25 protein-coding genes are annotated in these 26,592 nt (G+C 37.9%); 12 read left to right on the top strand and 13 right to left on the bottom strand.

Going from position 1 to position 26,592, the window contains the following annotated elements:
- Positions 1–293: 293 nt before the first annotated feature.
- The 5 genes from ACFINF_RS00005 to virB11 are packed head-to-tail and all read left to right on the top strand — an operon-like array spanning position 294 to position 4,148.
- Positions 294–437, top strand: a complete 144-nt coding sequence (locus ACFINF_RS00005; RefSeq protein WP_375619110.1) for a TrwH protein — start codon at positions 294–296, stop codon at positions 435–437.
- Positions 434–1,135, top strand: coding sequence for a virB8 family protein (locus tag ACFINF_RS00010; RefSeq protein ID WP_375619111.1), 702 nt, complete (start codon positions 434–436; stop codon positions 1,133–1,135). Before ACFINF_RS00005 ends, ACFINF_RS00010 begins: the two co-directional genes overlap by 4 nt.
- A 13-nt stretch (positions 1,136–1,148) precedes the next feature.
- A complete protein-coding gene (gene virB9 / locus ACFINF_RS00015) occupies positions 1,149–1,955 on the top strand; it encodes a P-type conjugative transfer protein VirB9 (protein WP_375619112.1) in 807 nt (268 codons plus the stop codon).
- Positions 1,955–3,112, top strand: coding sequence for a type IV secretion system protein VirB10 (gene virB10, locus ACFINF_RS00020; RefSeq protein WP_375619295.1), 1,158 nt, complete (start codon positions 1,955–1,957; stop codon positions 3,110–3,112). The genes virB9 and virB10 overlap by 1 nt, the downstream gene beginning before the upstream one ends.
- Positions 3,087–4,148: a P-type DNA transfer ATPase VirB11 gene (gene virB11, locus ACFINF_RS00025; RefSeq protein WP_375619113.1), complete on the top strand. Its 1,062-nt coding sequence runs from the start codon at positions 3,087–3,089 to the stop codon at positions 4,146–4,148. Before virB10 ends, virB11 begins: the two co-directional genes overlap by 26 nt.
- A gap of 3,215 nt (positions 4,149–7,363) precedes the next feature.
- On the opposite strand, the gene ACFINF_RS00030 is transcribed toward virB11, so the two are convergent.
- The 7 genes from ACFINF_RS00030 to rimM form a co-directional block, all read right to left on the bottom strand.
- Positions 7,364–8,143, bottom strand: coding sequence for a succinate dehydrogenase iron-sulfur subunit (locus tag ACFINF_RS00030; protein WP_375619114.1), 780 nt, complete (start codon positions 8,141–8,143; stop codon positions 7,364–7,366).
- A 15-nt stretch (positions 8,144–8,158) separates the two neighbouring features.
- Positions 8,159–10,003, bottom strand: a complete 1,845-nt coding sequence (gene sdhA, locus ACFINF_RS00035; RefSeq protein WP_375619115.1) for a succinate dehydrogenase flavoprotein subunit — start codon at positions 10,001–10,003, stop codon at positions 8,159–8,161.
- A gap of 6 nt (positions 10,004–10,009) precedes the next feature.
- Positions 10,010–10,396 (bottom strand): succinate dehydrogenase, hydrophobic membrane anchor protein, encoded by a 387-nt coding sequence (gene sdhD, locus ACFINF_RS00040; RefSeq protein WP_375619116.1) that lies wholly within the window; start codon positions 10,394–10,396, stop codon positions 10,010–10,012.
- 18 nt (positions 10,397–10,414) lie between these two features.
- A complete protein-coding gene (gene sdhC, locus ACFINF_RS00045) occupies positions 10,415–10,816 on the bottom strand; it encodes a succinate dehydrogenase, cytochrome b556 subunit (RefSeq protein ID WP_375619117.1) in 402 nt (133 codons plus the stop codon).
- 474 nt (positions 10,817–11,290) lie between these two features.
- On the bottom strand, positions 11,291–11,731 hold the full coding sequence (gene rplS, locus ACFINF_RS00050; protein WP_375619118.1) for a 50S ribosomal protein L19: 441 nt from the start codon (positions 11,729–11,731) through the stop codon (positions 11,291–11,293).
- 209 nt (positions 11,732–11,940) lie between these two features.
- Positions 11,941–12,639: a tRNA (guanosine(37)-N1)-methyltransferase TrmD gene (trmD, locus tag ACFINF_RS00055; RefSeq protein WP_375619296.1), complete on the bottom strand. Its 699-nt coding sequence runs from the start codon at positions 12,637–12,639 to the stop codon at positions 11,941–11,943.
- 267 nt (positions 12,640–12,906) lie between these two features.
- Positions 12,907–13,470 (bottom strand): ribosome maturation factor RimM, encoded by a 564-nt coding sequence (rimM, locus tag ACFINF_RS00060; protein ID WP_375619119.1) that lies wholly within the window; start codon positions 13,468–13,470, stop codon positions 12,907–12,909.
- 131 nt (positions 13,471–13,601) lie between these two features.
- Here rimM and ACFINF_RS00065 point away from each other — a divergent pair, with 131 nt between their 5' ends.
- Positions 13,602–14,423 carry a SapC family protein gene (locus ACFINF_RS00065; RefSeq protein WP_375619120.1) on the top strand — a complete coding sequence of 274 codons (822 nt, stop codon included), beginning with the start codon at positions 13,602–13,604 and terminating at the stop codon, positions 14,421–14,423.
- Between the two features lie 3 nt (positions 14,424–14,426).
- Positions 14,427–15,395, top strand: a complete 969-nt coding sequence (locus tag ACFINF_RS00070; protein ID WP_375619121.1) for a tyrosine recombinase XerC — start codon at positions 14,427–14,429, stop codon at positions 15,393–15,395.
- Positions 15,396–15,415: 20 nt separating this feature from the next.
- Here the strand turns inward: ACFINF_RS00070 and ACFINF_RS00075 are convergent, their stop codons facing one another.
- Positions 15,416–15,688 carry a BolA family protein gene (locus tag ACFINF_RS00075; RefSeq protein WP_375619122.1) on the bottom strand — a complete coding sequence of 91 codons (273 nt, stop codon included), beginning with the start codon at positions 15,686–15,688 and terminating at the stop codon, positions 15,416–15,418.
- Between the two features lie 124 nt (positions 15,689–15,812).
- On the opposite strand from ACFINF_RS00075, the gene ACFINF_RS00080 reads away from it, so the two are divergent.
- The 3 genes from ACFINF_RS00080 (at position 15,813) to cobT (ending at position 19,516) form a co-directional block, all read left to right on the top strand.
- Entirely contained in the window at positions 15,813–16,427 is a 615-nt protein-coding gene (locus tag ACFINF_RS00080; RefSeq protein WP_375619123.1) for a J domain-containing protein, read from the top strand.
- A 198-nt stretch (positions 16,428–16,625) separates the two neighbouring features.
- The gene (gene cobS / locus ACFINF_RS00085; protein ID WP_375619124.1) at positions 16,626–17,606 is read left to right on the top strand and encodes a cobaltochelatase subunit CobS; all 981 of its coding nucleotides are present in this window, start codon (positions 16,626–16,628) and stop codon (positions 17,604–17,606) included.
- 14 nt (positions 17,607–17,620) lie between these two features.
- A complete protein-coding gene (gene cobT / locus ACFINF_RS00090; RefSeq protein WP_375619125.1) occupies positions 17,621–19,516 on the top strand; it encodes a cobaltochelatase subunit CobT in 1,896 nt (631 codons plus the stop codon).
- 128 nt (positions 19,517–19,644) lie between these two features.
- On the opposite strand, the gene ACFINF_RS00095 is transcribed toward cobT, so the two are convergent.
- From ACFINF_RS00095 to rpmB, 5 genes are all read right to left on the bottom strand, one after another.
- Positions 19,645–20,463, bottom strand: a complete 819-nt coding sequence (locus tag ACFINF_RS00095; RefSeq protein ID WP_375619126.1) for a HaeIII family restriction endonuclease — start codon at positions 20,461–20,463, stop codon at positions 19,645–19,647.
- Positions 20,464–20,471: 8 nt separating this feature from the next.
- Positions 20,472–20,813 (bottom strand): DNA adenine methylase, encoded by a 342-nt coding sequence (locus ACFINF_RS00100; RefSeq protein ID WP_375619297.1) that lies wholly within the window; start codon positions 20,811–20,813, stop codon positions 20,472–20,474.
- Between the two features lie 73 nt (positions 20,814–20,886).
- Positions 20,887–21,324: a DNA adenine methylase gene (locus ACFINF_RS00105; RefSeq protein WP_375619127.1), complete on the bottom strand. Its 438-nt coding sequence runs from the start codon at positions 21,322–21,324 to the stop codon at positions 20,887–20,889.
- A 563-nt stretch (positions 21,325–21,887) separates the two neighbouring features.
- Positions 21,888–22,571, bottom strand: coding sequence for a VUT family protein (locus ACFINF_RS00110; protein WP_375619128.1), 684 nt, complete (start codon positions 22,569–22,571; stop codon positions 21,888–21,890).
- 118 nt (positions 22,572–22,689) lie between these two features.
- A complete protein-coding gene (rpmB, locus tag ACFINF_RS00115) occupies positions 22,690–23,007 on the bottom strand; it encodes a 50S ribosomal protein L28 (protein ID WP_273787609.1) in 318 nt (105 codons plus the stop codon).
- Between the two features lie 297 nt (positions 23,008–23,304).
- Between rpmB and ACFINF_RS00120 the strand changes: the two genes are divergently transcribed.
- Together ACFINF_RS00120 and purH are read left to right on the top strand one after the other, a co-directional pair.
- Positions 23,305–24,087, top strand: coding sequence for an SURF1 family protein (locus tag ACFINF_RS00120; protein WP_375619129.1), 783 nt, complete (start codon positions 23,305–23,307; stop codon positions 24,085–24,087).
- 720 nt (positions 24,088–24,807) lie between these two features.
- Complete coding sequence (gene purH, locus ACFINF_RS00125; RefSeq protein WP_375619130.1) at positions 24,808–26,427, top strand: bifunctional phosphoribosylaminoimidazolecarboxamide formyltransferase/IMP cyclohydrolase; 1,620 nt, start codon at positions 24,808–24,810, stop codon at positions 26,425–26,427.
- Positions 26,428–26,592 lie beyond the last annotated feature (165 nt).

The following is a 26,592-nucleotide window of genomic DNA, read 5'->3' on the forward strand; positions in this document are numbered from 1 at the left end:
CTCTCGCAAAAGGAATTACATTTGGACATCTATGGAGACATAGAAACTAGAGGAGATAAAAAACAATGGTTCCCGTAACAGCCCCCCCTAATATCCATAGGACAAAATAACGAGGATATCCAATCCAAAAGTAAAAAGTATTCGCACTGAAATTGAGTTATTTTCATAAATTAAAAAATGAAATTAAGAAAAGATCAATTATCGTAAACTATACACTTTACTTTAGTGTCAAAGTTATAATAATGATAATAAATATCATGATGTATATAACAATGAAAAAGAGTCATATTAAAATGAAGTCGATCATTCTTATAATTTTGATTGCAAATATTTTGTCAGCTTGTGCATTAGCACCAAAGCTAAAACAGCCCAATGATAGGAACCGTGTGCCTATTAATAAAACAATCCCTGCCGAAATCAAGCGAGGAGACAGATGAAAACAAAACAAGCAAAACCAGTGAAAGCCGAACAACTTAGCAGTTATTATGAAGAAAGCCGTGGCTTAGAACGTGATCTTATCAATGAATTTATAAGGTCGCGCAGAACGGCATGGCGTGTAGCGAGTACTGTTGGTCTTTTTGGCTTATTCGGTATGATATGTGGAGTTGTTGGATTTTCTCAACCAGCTCCAACTCCCCTAGTATTGCGCGTTGATAATACGACGGGTGCAGTTGATGTTATATCAATCATGCGTGAACACGAAGAAAGCTATGGTGAAGTTGTAGATAGATATTGGCTAAACCAATATGTGCTTAACCGGGAAACTTACGACTACGATACCATTCAACTGAACTATGACACAACAGCACTTTTAAGTGCGGCATCTGTTCAACAAGAATATTATAAAATCTATGATGGAGAAAATGCACGGGACAAAGTGCTTTCCAATAAAGCACGTATCACAGTTAAAGTACGATCAATCCAGCTTAATGGACTCGGTCAAGCAACTGTACGTTTTACGACTCAGCAACTTGACAGCAGCGGTGCTGCTACCGGACCAAAACAGCACCAGATTGCAACAATTGGTTACACCTATGTCGGTGCACCCATGAAATCATCTGATCGATTGCTTAACCCCCTTGGTTTTCAAATAACAAGTTACCGTTCTGACCCAGAAATACTGTTAAATGATTAAGGAATTGATTGTTATGAAAAAACTTGCGTTCGTTGTTCTATTGTCTTCGTTTTCTTCTCTTTATACGGTACCTGTGCAGGCGCTAAAAAGTCCATCAAATTCACAATATGATCACCGCATTCGCTATATAACATATAACGAAGCCGATGTGGTTCAAATTGAAACAGTTCTTGGTGTAGCAACACATATTATTCTTGAAGAAGGTGAACAGTATATCACTCATGCCTTTGGCGATTCAGAAGCCTATGCCTTTGCTCATAAAGGGCGGCATATTTTTATTAAACCAAAAGCAGAACTTGCCAATACCAATCTCATCGTTGTAACTGACAAACGGAGTTACAAATTCCGACTACAATTTCGAAATGACCGTGCGGGATCAACATATGAATTAGCTTTCCATTATCCCGATTCAAATGATGAAAAGTCAGAAGAAAATAGCCGACGCCTTGCGATTGAACGTGGTTTTCACCAAAGTGTCAAAGGCTATAATCTCAGTTATACCATGAGCGGTCACCAAGACATTGCTCCGATAAATGCTTGGGACAATGGGCGTATTACTTACTTCAAATTTCCCGCTAACATGGATATGCCATCGATTTATGTCGTAGATGCTGAAGGCAATGAAAGCTTAATACCACGCACCGTTATCGGCAGTTCTAATGATATTATCGCCGTCCATAAAGTCAATCCTAAATGGCTCATACGGCTTGGTAAACGCGCTCTAGCTGTTTTTAATGAAGCCTATGACCCCAATGGCGTACCAAACACAACAGGGACAGTATCTTCGGTGGTTTATCGTATCAATAAAGGAGGAAAATGATGTTTGACAATAAGGAAGGAGAGGGAAAAGGTACAAAACTGGACAACGTCGAGCAAAAACATATTGAAGGTACTTATGGAGGGTCGGAACTAGGTTCTGAACGTCGTCCGACAATTCCAGGTACCCGTGCATTGTTAGTGGTAGGACTTATTGTTATAGTAACGATACCGATTGCCTTGACTTGGAAAGCTTTTAAAATGCGTAATACCGTGGAAGTTGAGGAAGAAAAACCACAACAAATAGTACAGCAAATTATACCAAACTATGTCCCTCGGATTATAGAAGAGCCAAAGATTGTAGAAGAAGCAGAAAAATCAACACAAATAGAAGATTCAAACTTGGATATTCCACCGGCCTTGAGTAAGCTTCTTCAAACAGCCATTCCTCCACATATGCTCCAAGATTCTGAAGAATTAGCACGCAAACGTATGCTCAGTTCTAGCCTTAACAGCGGTGGTAGCGAAGGATCTACAGATACAAATAATAAAGCATCGAATAATGATAGAGGTAGTGGCGTATTATTTGATAACCTTCAGCCTGTGCGTTTAGGTCAATCACATGCGGTGCAACTTCGTAACCGTGACTTTTTGATTACGCAAGGAACGCAAATAGATTGCACGTTAGAAACAAAGATCATTACATCACAACCCGGAATGACGACGTGTCATTTAACACGCGATATTTATTCCACAAGTGGTCGTGTTGTTTTGCTTGACCGTGGTTCTAAAGTCGTTGGTTTTTACCAAAGTGGCATACAACAAGGACAAACGCGCGTGTTTGTGCAATGGTTACGCATCGAAACGCCTTCTGGTGTTGTTGTCAATCTTGACTCACCTGGCACAGGTCCTTTGGGTGAAGCGGGTATTGGTGGCTGGGTTGACAGACACTTTTGGGAGAGATTTGGTAGTGCAATTATGGTAAGCATTATCGGTGATTTAGGAGAATGGGTAAAAGGAAAAGTTAGTAAAATCAGCAAAGAAAATAAAGAGAACTCACAAAATAACGGTGCTCAGAATGCTGAATCTATAGCAATCGATGTTCTTCAAAATTCCATCAATATCACACCAACACTTTACAAAAACCAAGGCGAACGAGTAAATATTTTTGTTGCTCGTGATCTGGATTTCAGCGATGTCTACAGTCTTGTCACACGTTAACCCGATACAGAAAGATCAAGCAGTTTTTCAGCTTCTACAACCGCTTGATTGTTTCTTAGAAGATCCCTCGATCACTGAATTATCGATTTGCCGCCCCTGCGAAGTATGGACGAAAAGCTTTAAGGGTTGGCAAGTACATAACGTACCAGAGTTAACAACCACTTTTTTGCAAACGCTCATTACAGCTATTATCGTCTATAACGGTATGGCTCCCAAAAGTATTAATTATGTGCTATTGCCTGGTGGACAACGTGGTACAATTATACAAACACCAGCTGTCGTTGATGGTGCTCTTTCTTTTGTAATTCGTAAACATTCTCTTATAGTTAAGACGTTAGAAGAACTCAAAGAAGAAGGTGCATTTGATGATTTCTCCGACGTAAGTTTTAACAAACCTTCGGAAAAAGAAGCAAATAACTTGTTATCGAAGCAGGACTTCACACGGTTGGAGCCATTTGAAGTTCAACTTTTGCAACATAAACGTGATGGGAAAATTCTTGAATTTTTACAAGAATGTGTCTTTCACAAACGCAACATTATTATTGCAGGCAAGACAGGATCTGGTAAAACAACATTTGCTCGCTCTTTAATTGAAAAGGTCCCTGTAGAGGAGCGTATCATCACAATTGAAGATGTTCATGAGCTTTTTCTACCCAATCATCCCAATCATGTACATATGATTTATGGTAACAATGTAGGCCGTGTTTCAGCTGAAGAATGCCTAGATGCGTGTATGCGTCAGTCGCCCGACCGAATTTTTCTCGCTGAATTGCGAGGTAATGAAGCATGGGAATATCTCAATTCACTCAACACTGGTCATCCCGGATCGATTACAACAACGCATGCCAACAGCGCTTTGCAGACATTTGAACGATGTGCCACTTTGATTAAAAGATCAGAAATTGGCCGGCAACTCGAGTTAGAAATGATAAAAATCGTTCTCTATACAACAGTTGACGTAGTGTTGTTCTTTAAAGATAGAAAACTCTCTGAAGTCTTTTACGACCCGATTTTTGCCAAATCAAAAATCGCTTAAGGGGAACTTCCTCTCTCGGTAATATGATACAAACAAAAAATAGCCGTAACAATTAGTTACGGCTATTTTTTAACTTTTCCTATTCTCTTTACTTCTCCAATGCATTTTCTACACTCTTCATGAATAAAAGAAGAAAAAAGTTAATAGACAACAACTTTACGAGAAAACCAAATTATACATAAGGCTCTCTCTATTTTCTTACCTTTGATCATTGTTTCCATTTATCTTTTGATAAAAGTATGTTTGATGCAAAAAAATAGCTATAAAATAAATATTTCAACAAAAGAAAAGAATAAATTTTGAATCGCCTATCAATGAAAGCTTTGTAAAATAGATACTTTCGATCATCACAAACAATTATCGTCATCAAGACCAAAACTTATCGTTTAAAAATTCTAAGTGCTATTTTCAAGTGATTAATAAATGTGTTTTTTAACCAAACAATCTCCAGATACGGAAAACCTCATACGAAATAAACTATCATTTCGATTTAGCATCTATAAACCACTTTCTATTTGGTAATAAAAAGTATAGTGGCATATCAACGTCTTCTTCGGACGAAGACTTAACCTCCGGCTGTTCGTAAACAACCAAATTTCTCTTAAGCAAGCTTTGCTAACCATATTACGTGGCTTATATCCCCATCCTAAAGACGATATCCATAGATTACACAAGGTAAGCTCTACTCTGAATATTCCTGCTCTCTTCTCTGCACCTCAAAAAACGAAAATTCCTAAAAGCACAGATTTAAAATCCCTCTTCTTAAGATACATCACATTGATTTATAAAGAGTATTCATTATTCTGCATGTTGAATAAAAGATCTTAGTAGCATAGGATTCTCTCATTACATGTCTCTTACACATTCCAAATAAATAAAACCGTGTAGAATGAAACTGTATAAAAAAGCACTAAAAATGCCTCTTATAAACCGTCCCAAATGCCAAAAACTGTCGCAACATTGGGAGTTGGCAAAGTGTATAATGGCGCCCAGCTTGCTCTTTTATGAAGTGTAAAGATAGAAATGCTCTACAAATTTTATATTGTTCATCGGGACTTTACCCTTATACCCTCCACAAGCCCTGTCGCGAAATGAGCTTGGGAACTTTAAAGAGAGGGTTCTTTAAAACAAGCGCGTAAATTGACAAGCCAAATGTATTTGCTTTGGGGCGTTCTGTTTTGCATAAGGGTTGTGATCTTTTTAAAGAACGAGAGAAACAAAAGCGTGAAGCAATGCGTAATCTCTATTATTTAAAAGGCATTACTCTAGACGCTTTTGAAAGTCATAAAACTGAACTAAAAATGACGACCAAAATGCAAACTGGTTTGCACCTTTACAGCTTCATACTCCCAAAAAATTAGGAGGCTGTATACCGGTTTCGGAGATTACGCCAACAGAGATGATAAGTAATACTCTTAGCTCCCATCTGATAGATAAAAGCTGCAACAGCAAAAGCTCTTTTAGAGAAACAACGTCATAAAATCACTAATAAACCGACAATAAATTGGAGAAATGTTCTAGATTTTTATCAAACACTCTGCAAAGCAACAATAATAATACAACTGACTTTGCGTCTGCTTATTCTTACAGGTGCTCGTACCCATCTCTTGCATCAATTCGTGAAGATCAGATTGAAGGGGATATATGGACAATTCTTGGCTCGAGAATATGAAAGGTCTGCGTGATACTACAGAAGATTTTCGCGTGCCCTTATAATCAGAAGCATTAAAAACTTTAAAACAAGCACGCTTGTTTTTTCGCAATGATTTCTTTTTTCTGCAACCGGTTGTGATTTTTATTAATGTGAATTTCCTATCACAATATATAAGAGAGATTAGGTTAAAAACCTGTCCACGTAGATTTTGCTCTAGTTTACGTAATTGGCTAACAGACTCCACCTACCACCTCAAAGGACGAAGCTTCTTAACACGCAACTAACCTGCAAATAATACGCCTTCTCGCCTAGCAGCTTTCACCTTCTAACCACTTTAATTACCACATCTTAAATACGATAGTGTTTTACGGCACAACAGAATAAATACCAAAACAATGACTGATTATACCGTTAATACTTGGAAACCTCTCTTTCATGTTAAGAAATATCTTTTATGCTGAAAAATAAAATAAAAAACACTTTTACTGCTTAAGCAACTTTCTTAAGCATACATACAAGAAAAAATGAAACACCCTAATATAATAAATTAAGGCCTAAACCTAGAAATCTCTATTTTTTATAGATAAAAACATATAAAATCAAAACCTACGAAACTCATCAAAATACAACATGTTTTCTTTGATGATTGAATTCATTCAACTCAAACGAACCTATAAACATCGCTTATTCGACATTCGCAACACCTGTTCTTAGAATTCTTACTACCGTTTTCTAAATTTTAAAAAAACTATAAATTTGCTATTTTTTCAAACATCTTATCTGCTCTTTAATGAATTTAAATCTATGACGTTACAATAGTTTTAAATTACTTCCCCATTAACTGTATGAGCTATCCCTACAATAAATAGGGATTTTACGTTCTCCATTTTTTGAGAACTATAAATTTTGTTTTTTAATACGATTAACAATCCAATCTTTAAAATAAAAAATATGACCTTTAAATATATAAATGATGTTATCAAAAATTCCTAATTCCTGAATATTCGCAATGTTTTCAATATTATAATAAATGTAGTGTAAAATGACAAACTGTCATAATGATCACTCCTTTGTATTTCATTTGAATAATTACATGCGTAATAATATTTGTATCAGCATTAAAGTTCAAATTCTGATACGAATTTAATAAAAAATAAAAACACATTGCATATTGATTTTATTGTTTTTACATAGAACACTATTTAAATATAATTTACCCGAACAACTAATGCCTTTTTAAAGGCCATAATAACTATGGTAACCGCCTCATAAAAGCCAATAAATTTTTAGAGATTAAACCTCAAGAGACGCAAAAAACAGGCACAATTTTCTGTTTTTCTTTTTACTGTTCGTTAATCAGTCAATTTTCAAAGTAATATTCAACTATGCGTTCCCTGCTCAGCCATTGCAAAGATTGCTTAATTTTTAGGAATCACTTTGCTTTTAGAATGATTATAGCTACTGCACCCTCATAAGCAGCCGATCTTCTTTTAAAAATTTAATTGCTAAAAGGAGATATAATTTTCTACCTTGCGCTTTATTTTCATCAATCAGTAAATTTTCAAAGGCGGCGTTCAACCATGAGTTTTTTAATTTCAGCAATCGCTTTCGCTGGATTTAATCCCTTTGGACAAGTTTGCGCACAATTCATAATCGTATGGCAACGATAAAGGCGGAAAGGATCTTCTAAATTATCAAGACGTTCACCACACATCTCATCACGTGAATCCGCAATCCAGCGATAAGCTTGAAGCAAAACAGCGGGGCCCAAATAACGATCACCGTTCCACCAATAACTTGGACATGAAGTCTGACAACACGCACACAAAATACACTCATAAAGGCCATCGATTTTTTGTCGATCAGAGTAACTTTGTAACCATTCTTTTGCAGGTTCAGAAGAAACTGTTTGCAACCAAGGCTCAATGACTCGGTGTTGCGCATAAAAGCGCTTCAAGTCAGGAACCAAATCTTTAACAACCGGCATGGAAGGCAAAGGATAGACTTTAATGGGGTGTTTTACATCATCCATCCCTTTGGTACAAGCTAATGTATTGGTTCCATCAATATTCATCGCACATGAACCACAGATACCTTCACGGCAAGATCGACGAAGTGTCAAAGTTGGATCAATATGGTTTTTAATAAACAAAAGTCCATCAAGAATCATTGGACCACAAGCAGAACGATCTACATAATAAGTATCCAGACGAGGATTATTCTCATCATCAGGCGACCAACGGTAAACATGAAATTCTGTCAGCTTTGTCGCACCTTCAGGTTTAGGCCAAACCTTCCCCGGTTTGACTTGAGAGTTTTTGGGAAGCTTAATTTGTACCATAATTCGTGTCTCCCCTTAATAAACCCGTTTTTTAGGTGCAATGCGCTTTAAATCGATCCCACCATCAGCTTCAGATGTTAACGGCTCCACATGAACGGGTCGATATGATAATGTCACCTTACCCTCTTTTGACAAATGTGAAAGCGTATGTTTACGCCAATTTTTATCATCACGCTCTGGATAATCTTCACGAGCATGAGCGCCACGGCTTTCTAAACGGGCTTCCGCAGAATGAACAGTCATGATTGCATTCGCCATGAGATTTTCAAGCTCTAATGTTTCAACCAAATCAGAATTCCATATCAGAGAACGATCTGTGACTTTGAGGTCAGATAATTCCCCCCAGATTTTATTCATCCGTTGACATCCTTGTTGCAAAGAATCTTCTGTACGAAATACAGCCGCATCTTCTTGCATCGTACGTTGCATTTTTTCACGCAATAGAGCTGTTGGTATCGCCCCTTGCGCAAAACGTAAACGATCAAAACGCGCTATAATTTCATCAACAGCTTCTTCATTGATGGGTGGAATTTCTGCATTCCGATCAATAACTTCACCAGCACGAATGGCAGCAGCACGACCAAACACCACAAGATCAATTAATGAATTTGACCCCAAGCGATTAGCCCCATGAACAGAAGCACATCCTGCTTCTCCTACCGCCATAAGCCCTGGTTGAATACGATCAGGCGAATCAGCCGTTGGATTGAGAACTTCCCCATAGTAATTGGTAGGAATCCCACCCATATTATAATGAACCGTTGGCAAGATGGGGATAGGCTCTTTTGTTACATCCACACCTGCAAAAATCCGTGCTGATTCCGAAATTCCCGGTAAACGTTCGTGCAAGATTGCAGGATCAATATGATTGAGAACCAAATGAATATGGTCCTTCTTAGGTCCAACGCCACGTCCTTCACGAATTTCAAGTGTGATACAACGCGAAACCAAATCACGTGAAGCCAAATCCTTAAAGGAAGGTGCATAGCGCTCCATAAAGCGTTCACCTTCAGAATTGATTAAATAGCCTCCTTCACCACGAGCTCCTTCTGTAATTAAGCAGCCAGAACCGTAAATCCCTGTAGGATGGAATTGCACAAATTCCATATCCTGAAGTGGCAATCCAGCACGTGCGACCATTCCACCACCATCACCCGTACAGGTATGCGCTGATGTCGCGGAAAAATAAGCCCGTCCATAACCACCGGTTGCAAGAACAACCATTTTGGCAGAAAAACGATGTATTGTACCATCATCGAGATTCCATGCCACAACCCCCGTACAAACCCCATCCGTCATGATAAGATCGAGTGCAAAATATTCAATAAAAAATTGCGCATTATGCTTTAAGCTTTGTCCATAAAGCGTATGCAAAATGGCATGGCCTGTACGGTCAGCTGCTGCACAAGTACGTTGAACAGGTGGACCTTCACCAAATTGTGTCGTATGTCCACCAAAAGGACGTTGATAAATTTTGCCTTCTTGCGTCCGCGAAAAAGGAACACCATAATGTTCTAATTCGTAGACAGCAGCAGGAGCATTACGCACCAAATACTCCATTGCATCGGTATCACCCAACCAATCAGAACCTTTCACGGTATCATATAAATGCCACTGCCAATTGTCAGGTCCCATATTTGAAAGCGATGCAGCAATCCCCCCTTGTGCTGCAACCGTGTGTGAGCGAGTTGGAAAAACCTTCGTAATACAAGCTGTTTTTAATCCTTGTTCCGCCATGCCAAGTGTTGCACGTAATCCTGCACCACCTGCCCCAACAACAACAACATCAAATTTATGATCTACAGTGCGATAAGGGGCGTTACCTGCTTTAGCACCCAGAGATGATCCTGTACCCGCCATACTTGTTTAACCCCCTAATGCAATTTTCAAAAGAGAAAAAATAATGACACCACCTATGAGAAAACAAAATGAAATATTTAAAGTCAAAAAGAATATCCGGAAACCTTCACGTGGAATATAATCTTCAATCACCACCTGCATACCAAGCTTCATATGATAAAGGACTGAAAAAGTCATTAATCCCATCAAAATAGCCACAACAGGATGTGCAAGCCGTGCACGCACAATACTATAATCCTTACCTACAAGCGAAAGAATAAGAACAATAAAAAATATCAAAAGCGGCAGATTGATAAGCCCAGTCAAACGCTGTAGCCAAAAATGCTCTGTTCCTTCATGAGCACTCCCACGCCCCCGTACTTTTCCAAGTTCCGTTCGAAAGTCTTTTTTCATATCTCTTTTCACCCCCAGCTAAACAACGCTATATCCAATAATCCAAATTACAACAGTAACAATAAGAGAGATAAACACTGTCGCCCAAGCAGTAACTGTTGCCTTTTCTTTTGCCAAAAGGCAAGGCATCATATCCCAAACAATGTGGCGAATACCACCAACCATGTGATGAACCCCTGCCAAAGTATAAAGAAACAAGATAAACAATCCAAACCAAGAACTATAAATCTCGTGAACCGTTCTGAATGTCTCCTCCCCACACGCAATAGCAATTAACCAAACAGCAAGAAAGACCATTCCAACATAAAGTGCCATACCCGTAACGCGATGCGCAATGGACATAGCCATAGTAATCGTCCAACGATAAATACTTATATGAGGGGAACGAGGGCGCTCTTTTATCCTAGTTATTTCTGTCATAAAATATCCTGACCTGGTTTTTACTGCAACCGCAATGAACGAGAAAGTCCGCATAAAACGACTAAATATATTATCTCGTTTTTACTTGTTTGGCATCTCAAGATACCAATATTACAGGTCGGTTGTCTCAAATAACGGATTAAAGGTCACGCATAAAAAAACCGATTACTCCACGGATATAATCCGCAAAACTCGCTTTAAACTAATACAATTTTATCTTCACGTCAAAGGTCTAACATCTTTTCTCAAATATAAATAGGCATTTTTTCAGATTAAACTTATCTTTTTGATTATCCACAATATATGCAATGATATCTAAATTCACCCGTTGTTAAGAATAAAAAGAGGAAAAAATTGATAGGTTAAACATTTTTATGTCCCCTTCAAGCCTTTTAAAAAGACAAAACGAATCACTAAAGACACAAAAAAGCGGCATAAAAGCCGCTTTTGCATAAAGTTTAGCCGATATAATCTTTACTCAGCAACTTGCTTGTCAACATCTGTGCTTATAGCTGCTGCTTCTACTTTCTCAACAATCCTTTCAGCTTTTTTTCGATAATCTCTCTTTTCAGCGATACGCGCAGCTTTACCTCTCAAACTACGAAGATAATAGAGTTTTGCACGGCGCACTTTACCACGGCGCACCAGCTCAACACCTTCAATCAACGGAGAATAAACAGGAAACACCCGCTCCACCCCTTCACCATAAGAAATTTTGCGTACTGTAAAGGTCTCATTCAACCCACCGCCTGAACGCGCAATACAAACACCTTCGTAAGCCTGAACACGCGTCCGCGTACCTTCCGTCACACGCACCATGACACGGACTGTATCTCCTGGCTGAAAGGCTGGAAATTGGCGCTTTTCTTCAATTTTTGCACATTGTTCAGCTTCAAGTTGTGCGATAATATTCATTTCTTCTATCCTTCATGTTCTTTATCGAACAGTCAGAGCGCTCAACTCTTACCCAAAAAGCCTTTATTAAGAATAAGGAGCTCTTTAGGCTATGCCTTACACAGGAGCGAATACACCATTCCTTCATTTTAATTTTGGAACTACAGAAAACCTTTTATAAAAAACTCTCTAAAAAGAGAGCCATGCAATACACCACCTTATCATATGAATCAAGTTTTCTGATGACTTTTATCATAACGCGCATAAAGATCAGGGCGACGTTGACGTGTTAACAATTCGGCTTGACTTTGACGCCAATCTGCAATCGCTTTGTGATGACCTGAGAGCAACACAGGCGGGATACCCCGCCCTTCGAAAAGAGAAGGGCGTGTATATTGCGGATGTTCCAGCAAGCCATTTTCAAAACTTTCACTCTTTACAGAAGCTGCATTCCCCATCACTCCAGGCAGAAGACGTATAATAGCATCTAAGATAACCAATGCGGCTGTTTCACCCCCTGAAAGAATATAATCACCAATAGAGACTTCTTCTAATTCTCGTGCTTCTATCACTCGCTCATCAACCCCTTCAAAACGTCCGCAAACTAACGTTACACCCGTATCACGAGCCAAGCTATGCGCATAAGCTTGGTCAAAAGGGCGCCCACGTGGACTCATCAACAATCTTGGTGAATCCTGTGGACAAAAATCAAGAGCAGCCGCCAATACATCCGCCCGCATTACCATACCAGCCCCCCCACCAGCAGGTGTATCATCAACGCTATGGTGTTTGTCCAAAGCAAAATCCCTAATCTGTACCGTCTCCAGTGACCAAATTCCGCGCTCTAAAGCTTGCCCTGCTAAAGAATACCCTAAAAAACCAGGAAACATTTCAGGATAAAGGGTTAAAACGCGCGCCTGAAACTTCATTTTATTTCTCATCCTTATTTTCTTAAACAGACTCTTAATAGCACAGACAAACCATTTAACGCTATAGCGTTAATATGAATCTCCTTGATCTGCGCCATATTCAATACGATCCTTCTAAATACTTGCACTAACAAAGACTCTAAAAATTCAGGATTATCTCAAGATAAAGTGCTTACAACATCTGCTCAAAAGTGCATTTTTAATATTTCCACACTTTCCACCCTTTATTGACGAAATTCATCGGTTATTTTTTATCTTCATCTTTATTTAGATTCCAGCTATTTCCTTTTTATCATTGTCTCCCCTATCACTTAAACCAGCTGCCATGGGATCAACAACAAGAAAACCAGAATCCATATAAATTTCTGGTACCGCTGCCTTACTAAAGGGAATAAGAACTCTTTTACCCGTATTCAAACGCATTTCAAGCAAATCACCAGCCCCGAAATTAAAGAAACCACACACTTCCCCTACGACTTTTCCCCCACAATCTTGAACACGCAAGCCTATTAAGTCAACTTGATAAAACTCATCCTCCCTCAAATCATCAATTAATTGATCACGCATCACATAAAGGCGAATACCTTTTAAAGACTCAGCAATAACACGATTTTCTACCCCTTTAAAACGTACAATCGCCTTATTTTTTTGTATGCGAAGAGTTACAATTTCATAAGAATGCCCCATATCATCATAAAGAGTACTGTAGGACTTGAAGCGCTGTGGCTCAGCACTTAGAATTTTAACAAAAACATCTCCTTTTATACCATGAGGCATACCAATAATAGCAAGATAGACTTTATTTTTAAGCTTTTCTTTATTATACTTCATGCAAAAATACTATCTCTCAAAAATGAGCCCTTCAATCTTATAGTTTTCTATTCAATCTTGTTGCCATATGAGACAATCTTCTAAAAGACCTTTTTTGGTAACAAAAACAAATTAATAAAGGAGAACGTCCTATGGCAAATATTATGCTATTTTACAAAGATATCACACCAATCAACAAAATTTCCCATAAAAATCTAAAATTTGCTCCTCCAAGTGATATGTCTTTTGCCAAGGATACTCACTGGGTTCCTTTAGCAAGTACTGAATATTTTCAAGCAGCCCTAGACTATCCTATTTTATTTATGTGCGCCGAAGATGAACAAAAAAAACGGCACTACACATCCGCAGCTCTTGTTGGTCTTTCTAATGACGAAAATGACTATATAGCTTCTGATAAAAGTTGGAAAACCAATACTTATGTCCCTGCTTTTGTCCGTCGCTATCCTTTTGTTCTAGCACAAATTAGCAATGAAAAAGAACTTTCTGTTTGCTTTGATCAACAGTCAGGTATGTTTAATGAAGTTGCAGGAACAGAACTTTTTAATTCCGACGGCTCTATTTCTCCTTTTATGGAAGAACGTATTCGTTTTCTTGAAAGTTTTAAAATCGCTATGGAGAAAACCTCTGAGTTTATTGATGCTCTTGTGGAAATGGATCTTCTAAGCCAAAAATCCATCAATGTGAAAAACGATAAAGGACTCTCAGCGCAATTGGAACATTTTTGGGTTGTTGATGAAGAAAAATTGAATAAATTATCAGCAAGCCAACTTGCCAAACTTCATAAAAATGGCTTTTTAGGATTAATTTTTGCGCATTTGATGTCAACGCACAATCTCTTAAAAATACTCTCTCTCAAAGGTGAAAAGCAACTTATCAATCGTGAAGAGCAACTCCAAAACAAGAATGGTCATTCTAACGATGAAAAATCTAAAAAGAAAGAAACTCTCAACTAGATAATGCCTATCAAAAACGACAAGAGAAAAGATGAAAATATTCCTCTCATTCCAGCTGACCATGCGATTTTAAACGCAAGGAAAAATTGGTTAGAGTGTCTAGTCCAAACACGTCGTATGTCGGCACAAACAGTGCAAGCCTATGAACGTGATACGCGGCAATTTTTGTCTTTTCTCTGTCAACACTTAAGCCATACACCAACCCTTAGAGATCTTGCTCATTTACGCATCAGTGACTTGCGTGCTTATCTTGCTTATCGGCGTACAAACAATGTAAGTGCTCGCTCTTTAAGCCGCGGAGTGGCAGGCATACGTTCTTTTTTCAAGTACCTATCACGTGAAGGAATCGTCAATGTTCCTGCGGCTCAACTTATCCGAAGCCCCAAACATCCAAAATCGCTCCCAAAACCTTTAGCGATCAAATCAGCACTTCACATAGTCAAACAAGAAAACCAGCTAGAAAATGAACCTTGGATTAGCGCTCGTAATGCCGCTGTCCTCATGCTTCTCTATGGCTGTGGGATGCGAATATCAGAAGCCTTAAGCCTCACACCAGAACAATTTTCTGATCCTGAAAAAACAAGTTTATTTATAACAGGAAAAGGCGGAAAAACACGCCTTGTTCCTCTCATCAAAATTGTTTACGAAGCTGTACAAAATTATCTCAAATGTTGCCCATATCCTTTAGTGGATAACCAACCCATATTTCGCGGGGCACGAGGCGGTCCCCTACAACCCGCCATTATTCAGAAAACTGTACGCAACTTACGAGCAAGCCTTGGTTTACCAGAAACTGCAACGCCTCACACACTGCGCCATTCTTTTGCCACCCATCTTTTATCACGGGGGGGAGATTTGCGCACGATTCAAGAACTTCTTGGGCACGCTAGTCTTTCCACCACACAAATCTATACCCATGTCGACACAGATCATTTGTTAAAAATTTATCAAAAGGCCCATCCCCGTTCCTAAAAAACGTCTCATTAAAAAAATTAAAGAGTTTCAACCTCAAGTGCCAAAGCATGGACACAAGTAGCTAACTCTTCTTGTAAAACTTTATAAATCGCGCGATGTATTTCTACGCGTGTCATATTAGAAAAAGAAGAAGATAGAATTTTCACTCGAAAATGTGTTTCTCCTTTACCATCAAAAGCATGTTCATTATGAGGATGCCCCTCATGAAGATAACTTTCGTTAATCACTTCAAGCTTTTGCGGATGAAAAGCATCCTGAAGCTTTCTCTTGATTATTGTTTCTATAAACATTTTTCATTCCTCAAACAAAATGAACGTGCAAAAACACACATTTTTCATAATAAAATAAGTGTGAAAACAAATTTTTCAAAAGTCAATTCTTGTAAAATTAATCAATTTTGCATAAACCAAGAGTATGACAATAACATCTAAATTATTCGATTCAATTCGCATAAGCTCAAATAAAAAACAAAAAGCTGAGCCAGAAGCGCAGCAGTGTCAGTGGGAAGGTTGTGAAAAAACAGGGTCCCATAAAGCACCAGCAGGTCGAAATCACGAAGGACAATATCTATATTTTTGTATTGAACACGTACGCGCCTATAATAAAAATTTTAATTATTTCTCTGGTCTTAGCAATAAAGATATCGCAAAATTTCAAAAGGATGCTCTCACAGGGCATCGTCCGACATGGCCTACAGATCTGAGCAATGGTACATCGAAAAAAACAGCCGCTAATTATGCAAAGATTCGCTCTGGAACAGCTGCCTATCAAAATCGCATACGCGATCCCTTCACGCTTTTTACTGAGCGGCATTCAAATTTCTCACGAAAATTAAAGCCCTTAGAAGCAAAAGCTTTTGATACACTGGGACTACAGTCAAACGCTTCAGCAGAAGACATCAAAATGAAATATAAAGAGTTGGTAAAAAAGCACCATCCTGATTCCAATGGTGGTAATCGTGCTTCAGAAGAGCGCTTTCGTGATGTTTTACATGCTTATAATTTGCTAAAAAAGTCTGGTTTGTGCTAAAAACATGTACTTATATGAGCCTATTTTCATTTAGACCATCATTATTTGCGCAAGATATTATTTTTTTACAAAACATTATAGAATACGTAAAAATCTTCCTTCACATCTAAGGCTCTCATTATAGAGCATTGCATAAATGCTCTAACTCTTGTATCGTTTTCTAATGAATAAATAGCGTCCCTCCCTTCCAAAAACACAATGACAAATTTTACCGTTGAAAATTTACCCGATATTACACTTTGTGCTCGCGATCTATTTCATATTGAAACAGATATGGAAATCCCTGCTTTTAGCACAAAAAGTTCCCATGTTCCTGATATCGATCCTGATTATCTTTTTGATCAGCAAACAACTTTAGCGATTCTCGCAGGTTTTACCTTTAACCGTCGTGTAATGGTTTCTGGTTATCACGGTACAGGGAAATCAACGCATATTGAACAAGTTGCTGCACGTCTCAACTGGCCTTGTCTTCGCATTAATCTCGATAGTCATGTAAGTCGTATTGATCTTGTAGGAAAAGACGCTATCGTTTTAAAAGATGGCTTACAAATAACTGAATTTAAAGAAGGCATTTTGCCATGGGCTTATCAAAATAATATTGCTCTTGTTTTCGACGAATATGACGCTGGGCGTCCCGATGTTATGTTTGTCATCCAACGCGTTCTTGAAACCTCTGGAAAACTAAGCTTACTTGATCAAAGCCGTGTCATCTCTCCACATCCAGCCTTTCGTCTTTTTGCAACAGCAAACACCATTGGTCTTGGTGATACAACCGGTCTCTATCATGGTACCCAACAGATCAATCAAGCTCAAATGGACCGCTGGTCTATTGTTACGATACTCAATTATTTACCCCATGATAAAGAGGTTAATATCATTTGTTCAAAGGTCAAATCTTTTCAAACGGCTGAGGGGAAAAAGACAATTTCACAAATGGTTCATGTTGCTGATATGGTACGCCAATCTTTTATCAATGGAGATCTTTCAACTGTCATGAGTCCACGTACTGTCCTTACTTGGGCAGAAAATACAACAATTTTTCAAGATGTCGGCTTTGCCTTCCGATTAACCTTTCTCAATAAATGTGATGAACTCGAACGTGCCACTGTTGCAGAATTTTATCAACGCGCCTTTGGACAAGAACTTCCCGAATCACTCGTTCATGGTGTTTCGCCTTAAGGAATCTGTCACTCATGGCTACCGATATTGGCGACAACAAAAATCTGGCAAAGGACTCTTCCAACAACACTCTTAATGCTGAAGCTTTTAAAAAAGCACTTTCCACCTGTATGCGTGCAATTGCAGGCACAAACAACCTTGAAGTTTCCTTTAGTCATAACCGACCATCTTTAAGCGAAAGTTGTGCGCGTTTACCAGAATTACCTCAATACGCAACGAATAAAGACATCACCATTACCCGCGGATTAGGTGATTCCATGGCTCTGCGCAAAGCATGGCATGATAACCATATTCACATGCAATTTGCTCCACTAGAATCAGAAGCACGTGCTGTCTTTGATGCCCTCGAACAAACACGTGTTGAAGTAATTGGCACTTTAGCCATGGAGGGACTTGCAAAAAATCTTGATATCATGCTCGCCGATAAATACAAAAGAGCCCATTATCATAAAATTAGCAACCAAAGTGAAGCCCCCATCCAAGAAGCGATTGCACTTTTATTGCGTGAAAAAATAACAAAGCGCACAGCTCCAAAAGAAGCAGGTCCTGTCTTAGAATTGTGGCGTCAAGAACTCGAACAAAAAGCAGCAGCAGAACTCAATGAACTCCCACATCATATTTACAACCAACAAGCTTTTGCACAGATTGTTCGCCAAATGCTTGCTACACTCAAAATGACAGTGCAACAAGCTAAAGCTTCTAACAGTGAAAACAATAAAAAATTAAAAAACGAATGTGAACCTCAAGACCAAGCAGAAGAAGAGAGTAAAAACAAAAAACACGCTCAAAGTGAAGAACAAACCAGCACTGAACAAGAAAGTGATGTGCAAGACGACGGAAAAACACAAGCGACACAATCAAACAACAATGATCAAGCTGACGGCGAGCAAAAAAATGGACCTTGGCAAGAAAAGCCAAGCAGACCCAAACGCCTTTTTTCCGATTCGGAACAAATGGAAAGACTTGGTGATTATAAAATCTTCACTCGTCAATTTGATGAAATTTTGGAAGCAACAGATTTTTGTTCTGAAAACGAGTTGGATCACTTACGCCGTTATCTTGATAAGCAAATCAATCATCTTCAAAACATCGTTGGCCGTTTAGCAAACCGTCTCCAGCGCCGCTTGATGGCGCAACAAAATCGCAACTGGAGCTTTGACCTTGAAGAAGGATATCTTGATACAGCACGGCTTCCACGTTTAATTATTGATCCCATGCAACCCCTTTCTTTTAAAATGGAAAGCAACACCCAATTTCGGGACACGGTTGTTTCACTCCTCATTGATAATTCGGGCTCAATGCGCGGACGCCCCATTAGCGTCGCCGCAAGTTGTGCTGATATTTTGGCACAAACTCTTGAACGTTGTGGTGTCAAAGTTGAAATTTTAGGTTTTACCACTAAAACTTGGAAAGGAGGAAAATCGCGCGAACAATGGCTTACCCAAAACAAACTTCATAATCCTGGACGCCTCAATGATTTATGCCATATCATCTATAAAAGTGCTGATACCCCATGGCGTCGCGCACGACGCAATTTAGGTTTAATGATGCAAGAAGGATTATTAAAAGAAAACATCGACGGAGAAGCTTTAATTTGGGCTCATCAACGCCTTTTATCACGGCGAGAACAACGTCGCATCCTCATGGTCATTTCTGATGGTGCTCCTGTTGACGATTCGACACTATCGGTCAACGCCAGCAATTATTTAGAAAAACACTTACGCGCAGTGATTCAAGAAATCCAAACACATTCCCCCATTGAACTCATTGCCATTGGAATTGGTCATGACGTCACACGTTATTATCAGCGTGCTGTAACAATTATGAATGCTGAAGAACTCGCTGACGCCATAACAAAACAATTAGAAATACTTTTTAGTGATAAAATGCCTCATATTCATAAGAAATAAACCTACCTTGAAACAGCCAACAGTTACATCTTAAAAAAATTATCTCTATCATTAAACCATTGGAATTTGATGACTAACAACCTGAGAAGATAATCCCACAAATTGAATATCGAACTTTAAGGAAGCTTCTACTTTACGGATGCATTATGAATTCTAAAAGAAATGCTCCAACCATCTTTAAAAATTATAATGAGTTTGTTTTTACTTTCTGGTTTTAGTGCAACTGATAAAATTTTGCTTGGAATTTTCCATTTACGACCATATCCCAGAGTGCCATTCAAATTAAAAGACTGAATAATAACCCGTTTTTGTTTAGATCTTGTATCTATCATAATCTTATAAAAATCATAAGAACCTATAACATACTGAAACAATAGCTTCACAAATTTATCTTGATAATCTAAACAAAGCCTTTGAAGTTCTTTAGAAAAAGCTTCTAGGATTGGAAGATAAACTCTGCTGTCTTTATCCTCTATATCTCTAAAGAACATTTTCTTGTCTCTGAGCTCTGCTAAATAATCAAAAATAGGTCTAACTTCATTAAAATAAACGCTGCTACAAGAATAACCTGTCCATTCTTTACCAAAATCTATTTTACCGGAAAGGCGAGGATGTTTGATAGCGCTATGATTATGTTTTGCAGAAATACCAATGTGATTTTCAGGAACTTTTAAAATAATATCACGGACATCTCCTTTGATCCCAACAAAATCTTCCTGAAGAACAATAGTTTTCGTGTTTCTAATATTTTTATCATGTAACTGTAAGAAAACAGCTGCTTCAATAGAAGCAAGATTTAAAAGCCTTTTTTCAGTATCATTAAATAAATTATAAAAAGACTCCGCTATTTGAAAGGACGAATTAAACTCTATAGAAGCTTTTGTTGCTTTTTTAAACCCCATGGCCAAAGCATATTCAAAGGCTTTTCCATTTTCTACCTGATTCATACAATTTCCTAAAGATCCTTACTCAAAATTACGAGTTCATTTGATTTTTTATTGTTTCCCATACCGTAAATCCATTCAAGATTAAGTATTGTATGTCCTTTATAAAGTTCTCTAACTTCCACACAATCATTATAAGATAAAACCCATCTGTGATGCTTTCTCAAAAGTTCAGCAAGAGCTTGATGATCAAAAGAATTATGTTTATCGCCTTTGTGACCATAAAGTTTTTGATTAATAAGATACGGAGGATCACAATAAAGAAAATCGTTAAAGTGTTTAGGAATACTTTCTGTAAAATCTCTGTGTTTCACTGTGAAATTTTCAATCTTAAAATCTTTAAGCCGTTCAATAGAAAAATAATTGAATCAAGGATGTCCTGGAGACATACCGCCAGAAAGTGTTGTTCCGGAAAAAGAAGAGCGATTAAGAGTAAGAAAAAACAGCAGCAATTTCTAATTGATTTTTAATATTCCCAAAAGTTTTTTGGAGATTATAAAACATTACGGGAGTCATATCTTCATATTCTCTCACTTTTTCTGCAAGAGCTGAAGCATCTTTCAAAAGCATCTGCCAAAAAATAACAAGCGGCTTAAAAGCATCATAAGCATAAACCTTTGTTCCTCTTTTAGCTAAGGTTAATTCAATTGAACCGCCTCCTACAAAAGGAGAACATAAAGTTTTCTGTTTCCTTATATAGTTATTAATAATCATAGGAACAGCACGACTTTTCCCTCCCGGATAACGAAGAGGTGATTTTACAATAGGCAACTCCCTAGTCGCTCTCTGTTTTTTCGAGGAAGTTAATACCAAATTATCTAATAAAGCCTTTGTATGATCTCTTTGATTTATCATTTTGTTCATGTTATCAGCTCCAAATATCGCATTTTCTAACCTACAATTATCTAAAATAAATACTTGAAGCGCTTGCCAAATTCTACAGAGATCGCATTTTAACAAATTGTAAATTCATCAACATATCTGCACAAACATTTGTTACTAAAATAATGATAAATACCAGTATAGCCAAATTTTAAAACTGTCAAAAAGGACCTGATACCATTGGTAATTTATTTTTCTATTTATATACTACCCAAATGTATATCGAAATGTTTTTCCTTTATAAGAACCAAGTTTCTTATAGCTCAAATAATCATAAGTAAAAAATCACAATTCTTAACAAGACATTTTTTTGCCTTTACTTTATAAGAACTTTATTATCTGTTTTTAATACTGATAAGATGCTCTTATCTCATACTGAATCAGTCAAAACTATCTCCTTACACATCATAAGCATAGATGATGTATGGATAAATACAACTTGAGAAAAGAAACAAAATCCCTTTTTTGAATCCACTCAAATTCTGTTCTTAGAAGACATAACGCACAACCTTCTCTGCTTTAGCAAAACAAAAGGACAAAGATCATTATTTGTTACAAACAAAAGAAGAATCATCCTTTGAATGACTTTGATAAAGAGGAAGCTTTACAATATTAAGAATTGTTCCATAGGGAATCAACATAAACAGGCTCATAACAATTTTTACCGAAAAATCACCAAAAGCAAGCGAGAGCCAAACTGGCATGCCTATCCCTCCCAAAACAGTACTCTCCACCAGTGAACTATCAGCATAGCCTGTTATCTTATCAAGAACAGCAAAAGAGCTAGAAAAAGCAAGAGCAAAAAACAGCACTGTATCCAAAGCCGAACCAACCAACGCTGCTGCTAAAGGTGCTTTCCACCATGTTTTACGTCGCAAAGGAGTAAAAACAACAATATCAAGGAGTTGCCCAAATAAAAATGCAAAACTAGAAGCAAGTGCAAGCCGTGGTGTCGCCAATATCCAAGAAACAAAGATACCCGCAAAAAAACCAGCATAAACCACACGCCGCGCAGCAGATGGACCATAAAAACGATTGGTCAAATCATTGATCAGAAAAGCAAATGGATAGGTAAAAGCCCCATAAGTCAACAGCTCATTCAAATCAAACCAGTAGACAGGGTATTGAACAAAAATATTAGAAGCAGTGACAGCAAGGCACATTGCTAAAATAGAAAAAACAATATACCTCTTTTTTTGCTGTTCTCGTAAAGGACTGCTTGAGAGCATTTTTTAAACCTATGATACGGAACCAATAAAATAAAACGATCAACCTGAAAAAACTTAACTTTTAGAACAGAAAACCGGAACAAAAGCGTCAATAAACCAAAAAGAATGGCGCTAACGATTACGCTGCTTGTTCAGCCTTTTGCTCACCTTCTTGCTCAGCTTTTTTCTTAATGATTTGTCGTTTTAGCAAACGCGCACGTTGCGACAACTCTTTATCGTCTGCTTTGACCAAAAAACCATCAAGTCCACCACGATGCTCAACAGAACGCAACGCACTTGCTGAAATGCGCAAGCGATAACTTTGCTGCAACACTTCTGAAATCAATGTCACATTGCAAAGATTTGGTAAAAAACGACGCCGAGTCTTATTATTCGCATGGCTAACATTATTACCATACAGAACCGTCTTCCCTGTCAATTCACATGCACGAGACATAAACTTCACCCTTAAACTCTAAGAAACTTTCAAATCCCCATACCCAAAGGACACAATGAACGCAAAACACGCACAATGCAACCTTGAACGGGCATCATTGGGAAGTCTCTTTCTAATAGGGGGTCGACAACAAAAGGTCAAGTCTTTTATAAAACCTTTTTCATATCTTACTGGCTCATTCTTCATCTTTTTCCTCAATAAGGCGTGCAAATTCCACCAAAAAGCGTACAAAATGTTTTTTTTAAATACATACCATGTTAGAATAAAAATCTATTGTCCCGAAAGGAAGCATAAATCATGAGCAAAAAAGAGCCCCCCATGACAAAGCTTCAGGAAGATTCTTGCTGTTTTTCTTCTTTTTTGTTTGGGACTTTATGTATTTGTTTTTTTCTTCTCTTCAGTGCATTAGGTATATGGCAAGTACAACGGTTAAACTGGAAAACAAATCTCATCACCAGTGCCAATCAGCGCATTCATTTGCCCCCCATAAAAGCCCCCCCAAAAAATCAATGGTCAGATGTTACTTTTGAAAAAAACGAATATCAACCTGTTGTTACCACAGGAAAATTTTTAACAGATAAAAATATTTTAGTCACTGCTGCCGCTCAAAATACTACAGGCTATTGGGTTTTGACTCCTTTACAAACGGCTGATAATACACTGATCTTTATCAACCGTGGCTTTATCCCCATGGATGAACGTAACAATTTTCAAAACTCAGAGCAATCGCATACAAATGCCTCATCTCAGCAAAATTCGACCACAGACACAGAACAAACAACAATTATAGGTTTATTACGCATGAGTGAAAAAAATGGTTTTTTTCCGCGTAAAAATAATCCTGACAAAAATTTATGGTATACGCGCGATCTCCCCGCTATGGCACAAAAACTTGGTTTATCCACTGTTGCCCCCTATTTCATTGATGCCAGAAAAACATCTCCACAAGCAAACCTTCCCGTCGTTGGTCTTACGATTGTCCATTTTCGAAATAATCATCTCGTTTATGCAATCACGTGGTTTATTTTAGCTGCTGGTGTGTTAGGAGCTTTTCTTTTTCTGCTACGGCAAAAAAACTAAAAAAAGACCTCTTCCATCTCAAGTAACAGAAATTTTTAGAATCTTGGAAACTGATAAAGAGAACAGAATCTACTAACTTGCGCCTTTGTTAAATAGAGATCATAGGCATACAATGGACTTTATACCATCCACAAAAGATTTACGCGACACTCTTCAAAAAACCATCATAAAACGAGGGATGATTCATTAAAAATGTAATGCCCAAAAATGTGAAACAATGCATTATCTCCACTCTTAAAAAAAATTCATTCTAAAAAAACATTGTCATAAACGCTTTTGAAAAACATACAGCCAAATTTAAAAATGATAGGAAAGATAGGCACTCATTTTTGCCTTTATAATTTTATATTCTTGCTTCATTAGATTGTTTCCCATTTCAGAGATCACTCCAATTGATATACGCAATACTTTCGCCTTCATCTAGTATAAAAGCTAATATAGCAGAGAACATACGGATGCATTTTTTGTTTCAAAATTGCTATGAAGATGAGATGTTGAGTTACTAAGCAACAAAAAAACATTTAATGTCTCAATGATACTTTTACACCTACCACCACACCTCAAATGAGAGTGTTTTTACAGGATAATAAAAAAGGTGAGTCATCCTATATTCTAAAAAGACAGTTTATCCTTTCAGTGTATTTTGCTAAAGGCTTATGCTATAAATGTATAAGCGTGTTTTACTAGAATTTTAACTTTTTCATTTTTAAGGCTTCTGTTATGGGTGTTGTTGCCAAAAATTTTCCCATACCTGATCTTCATCGGGTTCGTCGTGTTCTCTTTTCTGTGTCTGATAAAACGGGTGTAGTTGCTTTTGCACAAGCCCTCCATGCTACTTACAATGTTGAATTGATTTCAACAGGGGGAACAGCCAAAACCCTCATAGCAGCTGGTTTACCCGTAAAAGATGTTGCTGAAGTTACCGGATTTCCTGAGATAATGGATGGGCGTGTAAAAACACTCCATCCTTTGATTCATGGTGCTTTGTTAGGGGTAAGAGAAGATCCTAGCCATAGGGAAGCTATGGAAAAGAACAGCATTAATGGAATTGATCTTTTGGTGGTGAATCTTTATCCTTTTGAAGAGACGATCTTATCGGGAGCCGATGGGCAAACGATTCTTGAAAATATTGATATCGGTGGACCAGCGATGATTCGCGCCGGGGCAAAGAATTATGCTTATACTGGTGTTGTAACAGCGATAAAGGATTATGATTCGATTCTAGCTGAATTAAAGCAGCATAATGGATGTTTAAGCTTATCTATGCGTCGTCAGCTAGCAATGCACGCTTATGCACACACCGCTGCTTATGATACGGCAATAGCATCGTGGTTTGCGCGGGATTTAAAAATTGAAATTCCATCGTGGCAGAGTTTTTCTGGTCATCTTGAAAATGTTATGCGCTATGGAGAAAATCCACATCAACAAGCAGCATTTTATCGCAATAATGAAAAACGTTTTGGTATTGCAACAGCAAAACTTTTACAAGGCAAAGCGCTTTCTTATAACAATCTGAATGATACAGATGCAGCCTTTGAGCTTGTGGCAGAATTTGATCCGCAAAAAACCGCTGCTGTCGCTCTTATTAAACATGCCAATCCTTGTGGTGTTGCGGAGGGAAAAAATTTGAAAGAAGCTTATTTGAAAGCTCTTATGTGTGATAATGTATCGGCATTTGGTGGAATTGTTGCTTTAAATCAAACCCTTGATGAGGAATGTGCTGAAGAGATTGTTAAAATTTTCACAGAAGTGATTATTGCTCCTGATGCCACAATGGCGGCACGTGAAATTATTGCCAAGAAAAAAAATCTTCGTTTGCTCATTACAGGTGGAGTTCCTGATCCACGCTGTGGAGGACTTCTTGCGAAAACACTTGCAGGAGGCATTTTAGTGCAATCGCGTGATAACGTGGTGGTTGATGATCTTAAATTGCAAGTAGTGACAAAGCGGGCACCAACTCAAGATGAAATGCGTGATCTTCAGTTTGCTTTTCGTGTAGCAAAACACGTTAAATCAAATGCTATTGTATACGCGAAAAATAGCGCAACAGTTGGAATTGGAGCCGGACAAATGAGCCGCATCGATTCAGCAAAAATTGCTGCAAGTAAAGCAGCAGAAAGTGCGCAAAGAGCAGGCTTAACAGAAACTCTCACAAAAGGATCGGTTGTTGCATCAGATGCATTTTTTCCTTTTGCAGATGGTTTATTAGCAGCAGCTGAAGCAGGAGCAACAGCAGTTATTCAACCAGGAGGCTCCATGCGTGATGAAGAAGTTATCACTGCTGCTGATGCGCAGGGTTTAGCGATGGTTTTCACAGGAACACGACACTTCCGCCATTAATAATTTTGCTGATTCTCTCTATTATATGAGACAAATGTTTCAAGGAATTGTTCATAATCATCGTATGACTATTGATAACTGTTGAAATGGAAGCAGTTATTCAATCCAAAGAATCTATTCGGGAAGAAGTTTATCACCACAGAAAATACACATAATTTAACCATT

The sequence above is a fragment of the Bartonella sp. TS25HLJMH genome, from assembly GCF_042193505.1.
Classification (GTDB): domain Bacteria; phylum Pseudomonadota; class Alphaproteobacteria; order Rhizobiales; family Rhizobiaceae; genus Bartonella; species Bartonella grahamii.

Excerpts from the sequence above, each read along its gene's own strand:
- ACFINF_RS00005 (WP_375619110.1), top strand. The coding sequence starts at position 294 with ATGAAGTCGATCATTCTTATAATTTTGATTGCAAATATTTTGTCAGCT.
- ACFINF_RS00010 (WP_375619111.1), top strand. The coding sequence starts at position 434 with ATGAAAACAAAACAAGCAAAACCAGTGAAAGCCGAACAACTTAGCAGT.
- virB9 (WP_375619112.1), top strand. The coding sequence starts at position 1,149 with ATGAAAAAACTTGCGTTCGTTGTTCTATTGTCTTCGTTTTCTTCTCTT.
- virB10 (WP_375619295.1), top strand. The coding sequence starts at position 1,955 with ATGTTTGACAATAAGGAAGGAGAGGGAAAAGGTACAAAACTGGACAAC.
- virB11 (WP_375619113.1), top strand. The coding sequence starts at position 3,087 with ATGTCTACAGTCTTGTCACACGTTAACCCGATACAGAAAGATCAAGCA.
- ACFINF_RS00030 (WP_375619114.1), bottom strand. The coding sequence starts at position 8,143 with ATGGTACAAATTAAGCTTCCCAAAAACTCTCAAGTCAAACCGGGGAAG.
- sdhA (WP_375619115.1), bottom strand. The coding sequence starts at position 10,003 with ATGGCGGGTACAGGATCATCTCTGGGTGCTAAAGCAGGTAACGCCCCT.
- sdhD (WP_375619116.1), bottom strand. The coding sequence starts at position 10,396 with ATGAAAAAAGACTTTCGAACGGAACTTGGAAAAGTACGGGGGCGTGGG.
- sdhC (WP_375619117.1), bottom strand. The coding sequence starts at position 10,816 with ATGACAGAAATAACTAGGATAAAAGAGCGCCCTCGTTCCCCTCATATA.
- rplS (WP_375619118.1), bottom strand. The coding sequence starts at position 11,731 with ATGAATATTATCGCACAACTTGAAGCTGAACAATGTGCAAAAATTGAA.
- trmD (WP_375619296.1), bottom strand. The coding sequence starts at position 12,639 with ATGAAGTTTCAGGCGCGCGTTTTAACCCTTTATCCTGAAATGTTTCCT.
- rimM (WP_375619119.1), bottom strand. The coding sequence starts at position 13,470 with ATGAAGTATAATAAAGAAAAGCTTAAAAATAAAGTCTATCTTGCTATT.
- ACFINF_RS00065 (WP_375619120.1), top strand. The coding sequence starts at position 13,602 with ATGGCAAATATTATGCTATTTTACAAAGATATCACACCAATCAACAAA.
- ACFINF_RS00070 (WP_375619121.1), top strand. The coding sequence starts at position 14,427 with ATGCCTATCAAAAACGACAAGAGAAAAGATGAAAATATTCCTCTCATT.
- ACFINF_RS00075 (WP_375619122.1), bottom strand. The coding sequence starts at position 15,688 with ATGTTTATAGAAACAATAATCAAGAGAAAGCTTCAGGATGCTTTTCAT.
- ACFINF_RS00080 (WP_375619123.1), top strand. The coding sequence starts at position 15,813 with ATGACAATAACATCTAAATTATTCGATTCAATTCGCATAAGCTCAAAT.
- cobS (WP_375619124.1), top strand. The coding sequence starts at position 16,626 with ATGACAAATTTTACCGTTGAAAATTTACCCGATATTACACTTTGTGCT.
- cobT (WP_375619125.1), top strand. The coding sequence starts at position 17,621 with ATGGCTACCGATATTGGCGACAACAAAAATCTGGCAAAGGACTCTTCC.
- ACFINF_RS00095 (WP_375619126.1), bottom strand. The coding sequence starts at position 20,463 with ATGAATCAGGTAGAAAATGGAAAAGCCTTTGAATATGCTTTGGCCATG.
- ACFINF_RS00105 (WP_375619127.1), bottom strand. The coding sequence starts at position 21,324 with ATGAACAAAATGATAAATCAAAGAGATCATACAAAGGCTTTATTAGAT.
- ACFINF_RS00110 (WP_375619128.1), bottom strand. The coding sequence starts at position 22,571 with ATGCTCTCAAGCAGTCCTTTACGAGAACAGCAAAAAAAGAGGTATATT.
- rpmB (WP_273787609.1), bottom strand. The coding sequence starts at position 23,007 with ATGTCTCGTGCATGTGAATTGACAGGGAAGACGGTTCTGTATGGTAAT.
- ACFINF_RS00120 (WP_375619129.1), top strand. The coding sequence starts at position 23,305 with ATGAGCAAAAAAGAGCCCCCCATGACAAAGCTTCAGGAAGATTCTTGC.
- purH (WP_375619130.1), top strand. The coding sequence starts at position 24,808 with ATGGGTGTTGTTGCCAAAAATTTTCCCATACCTGATCTTCATCGGGTT.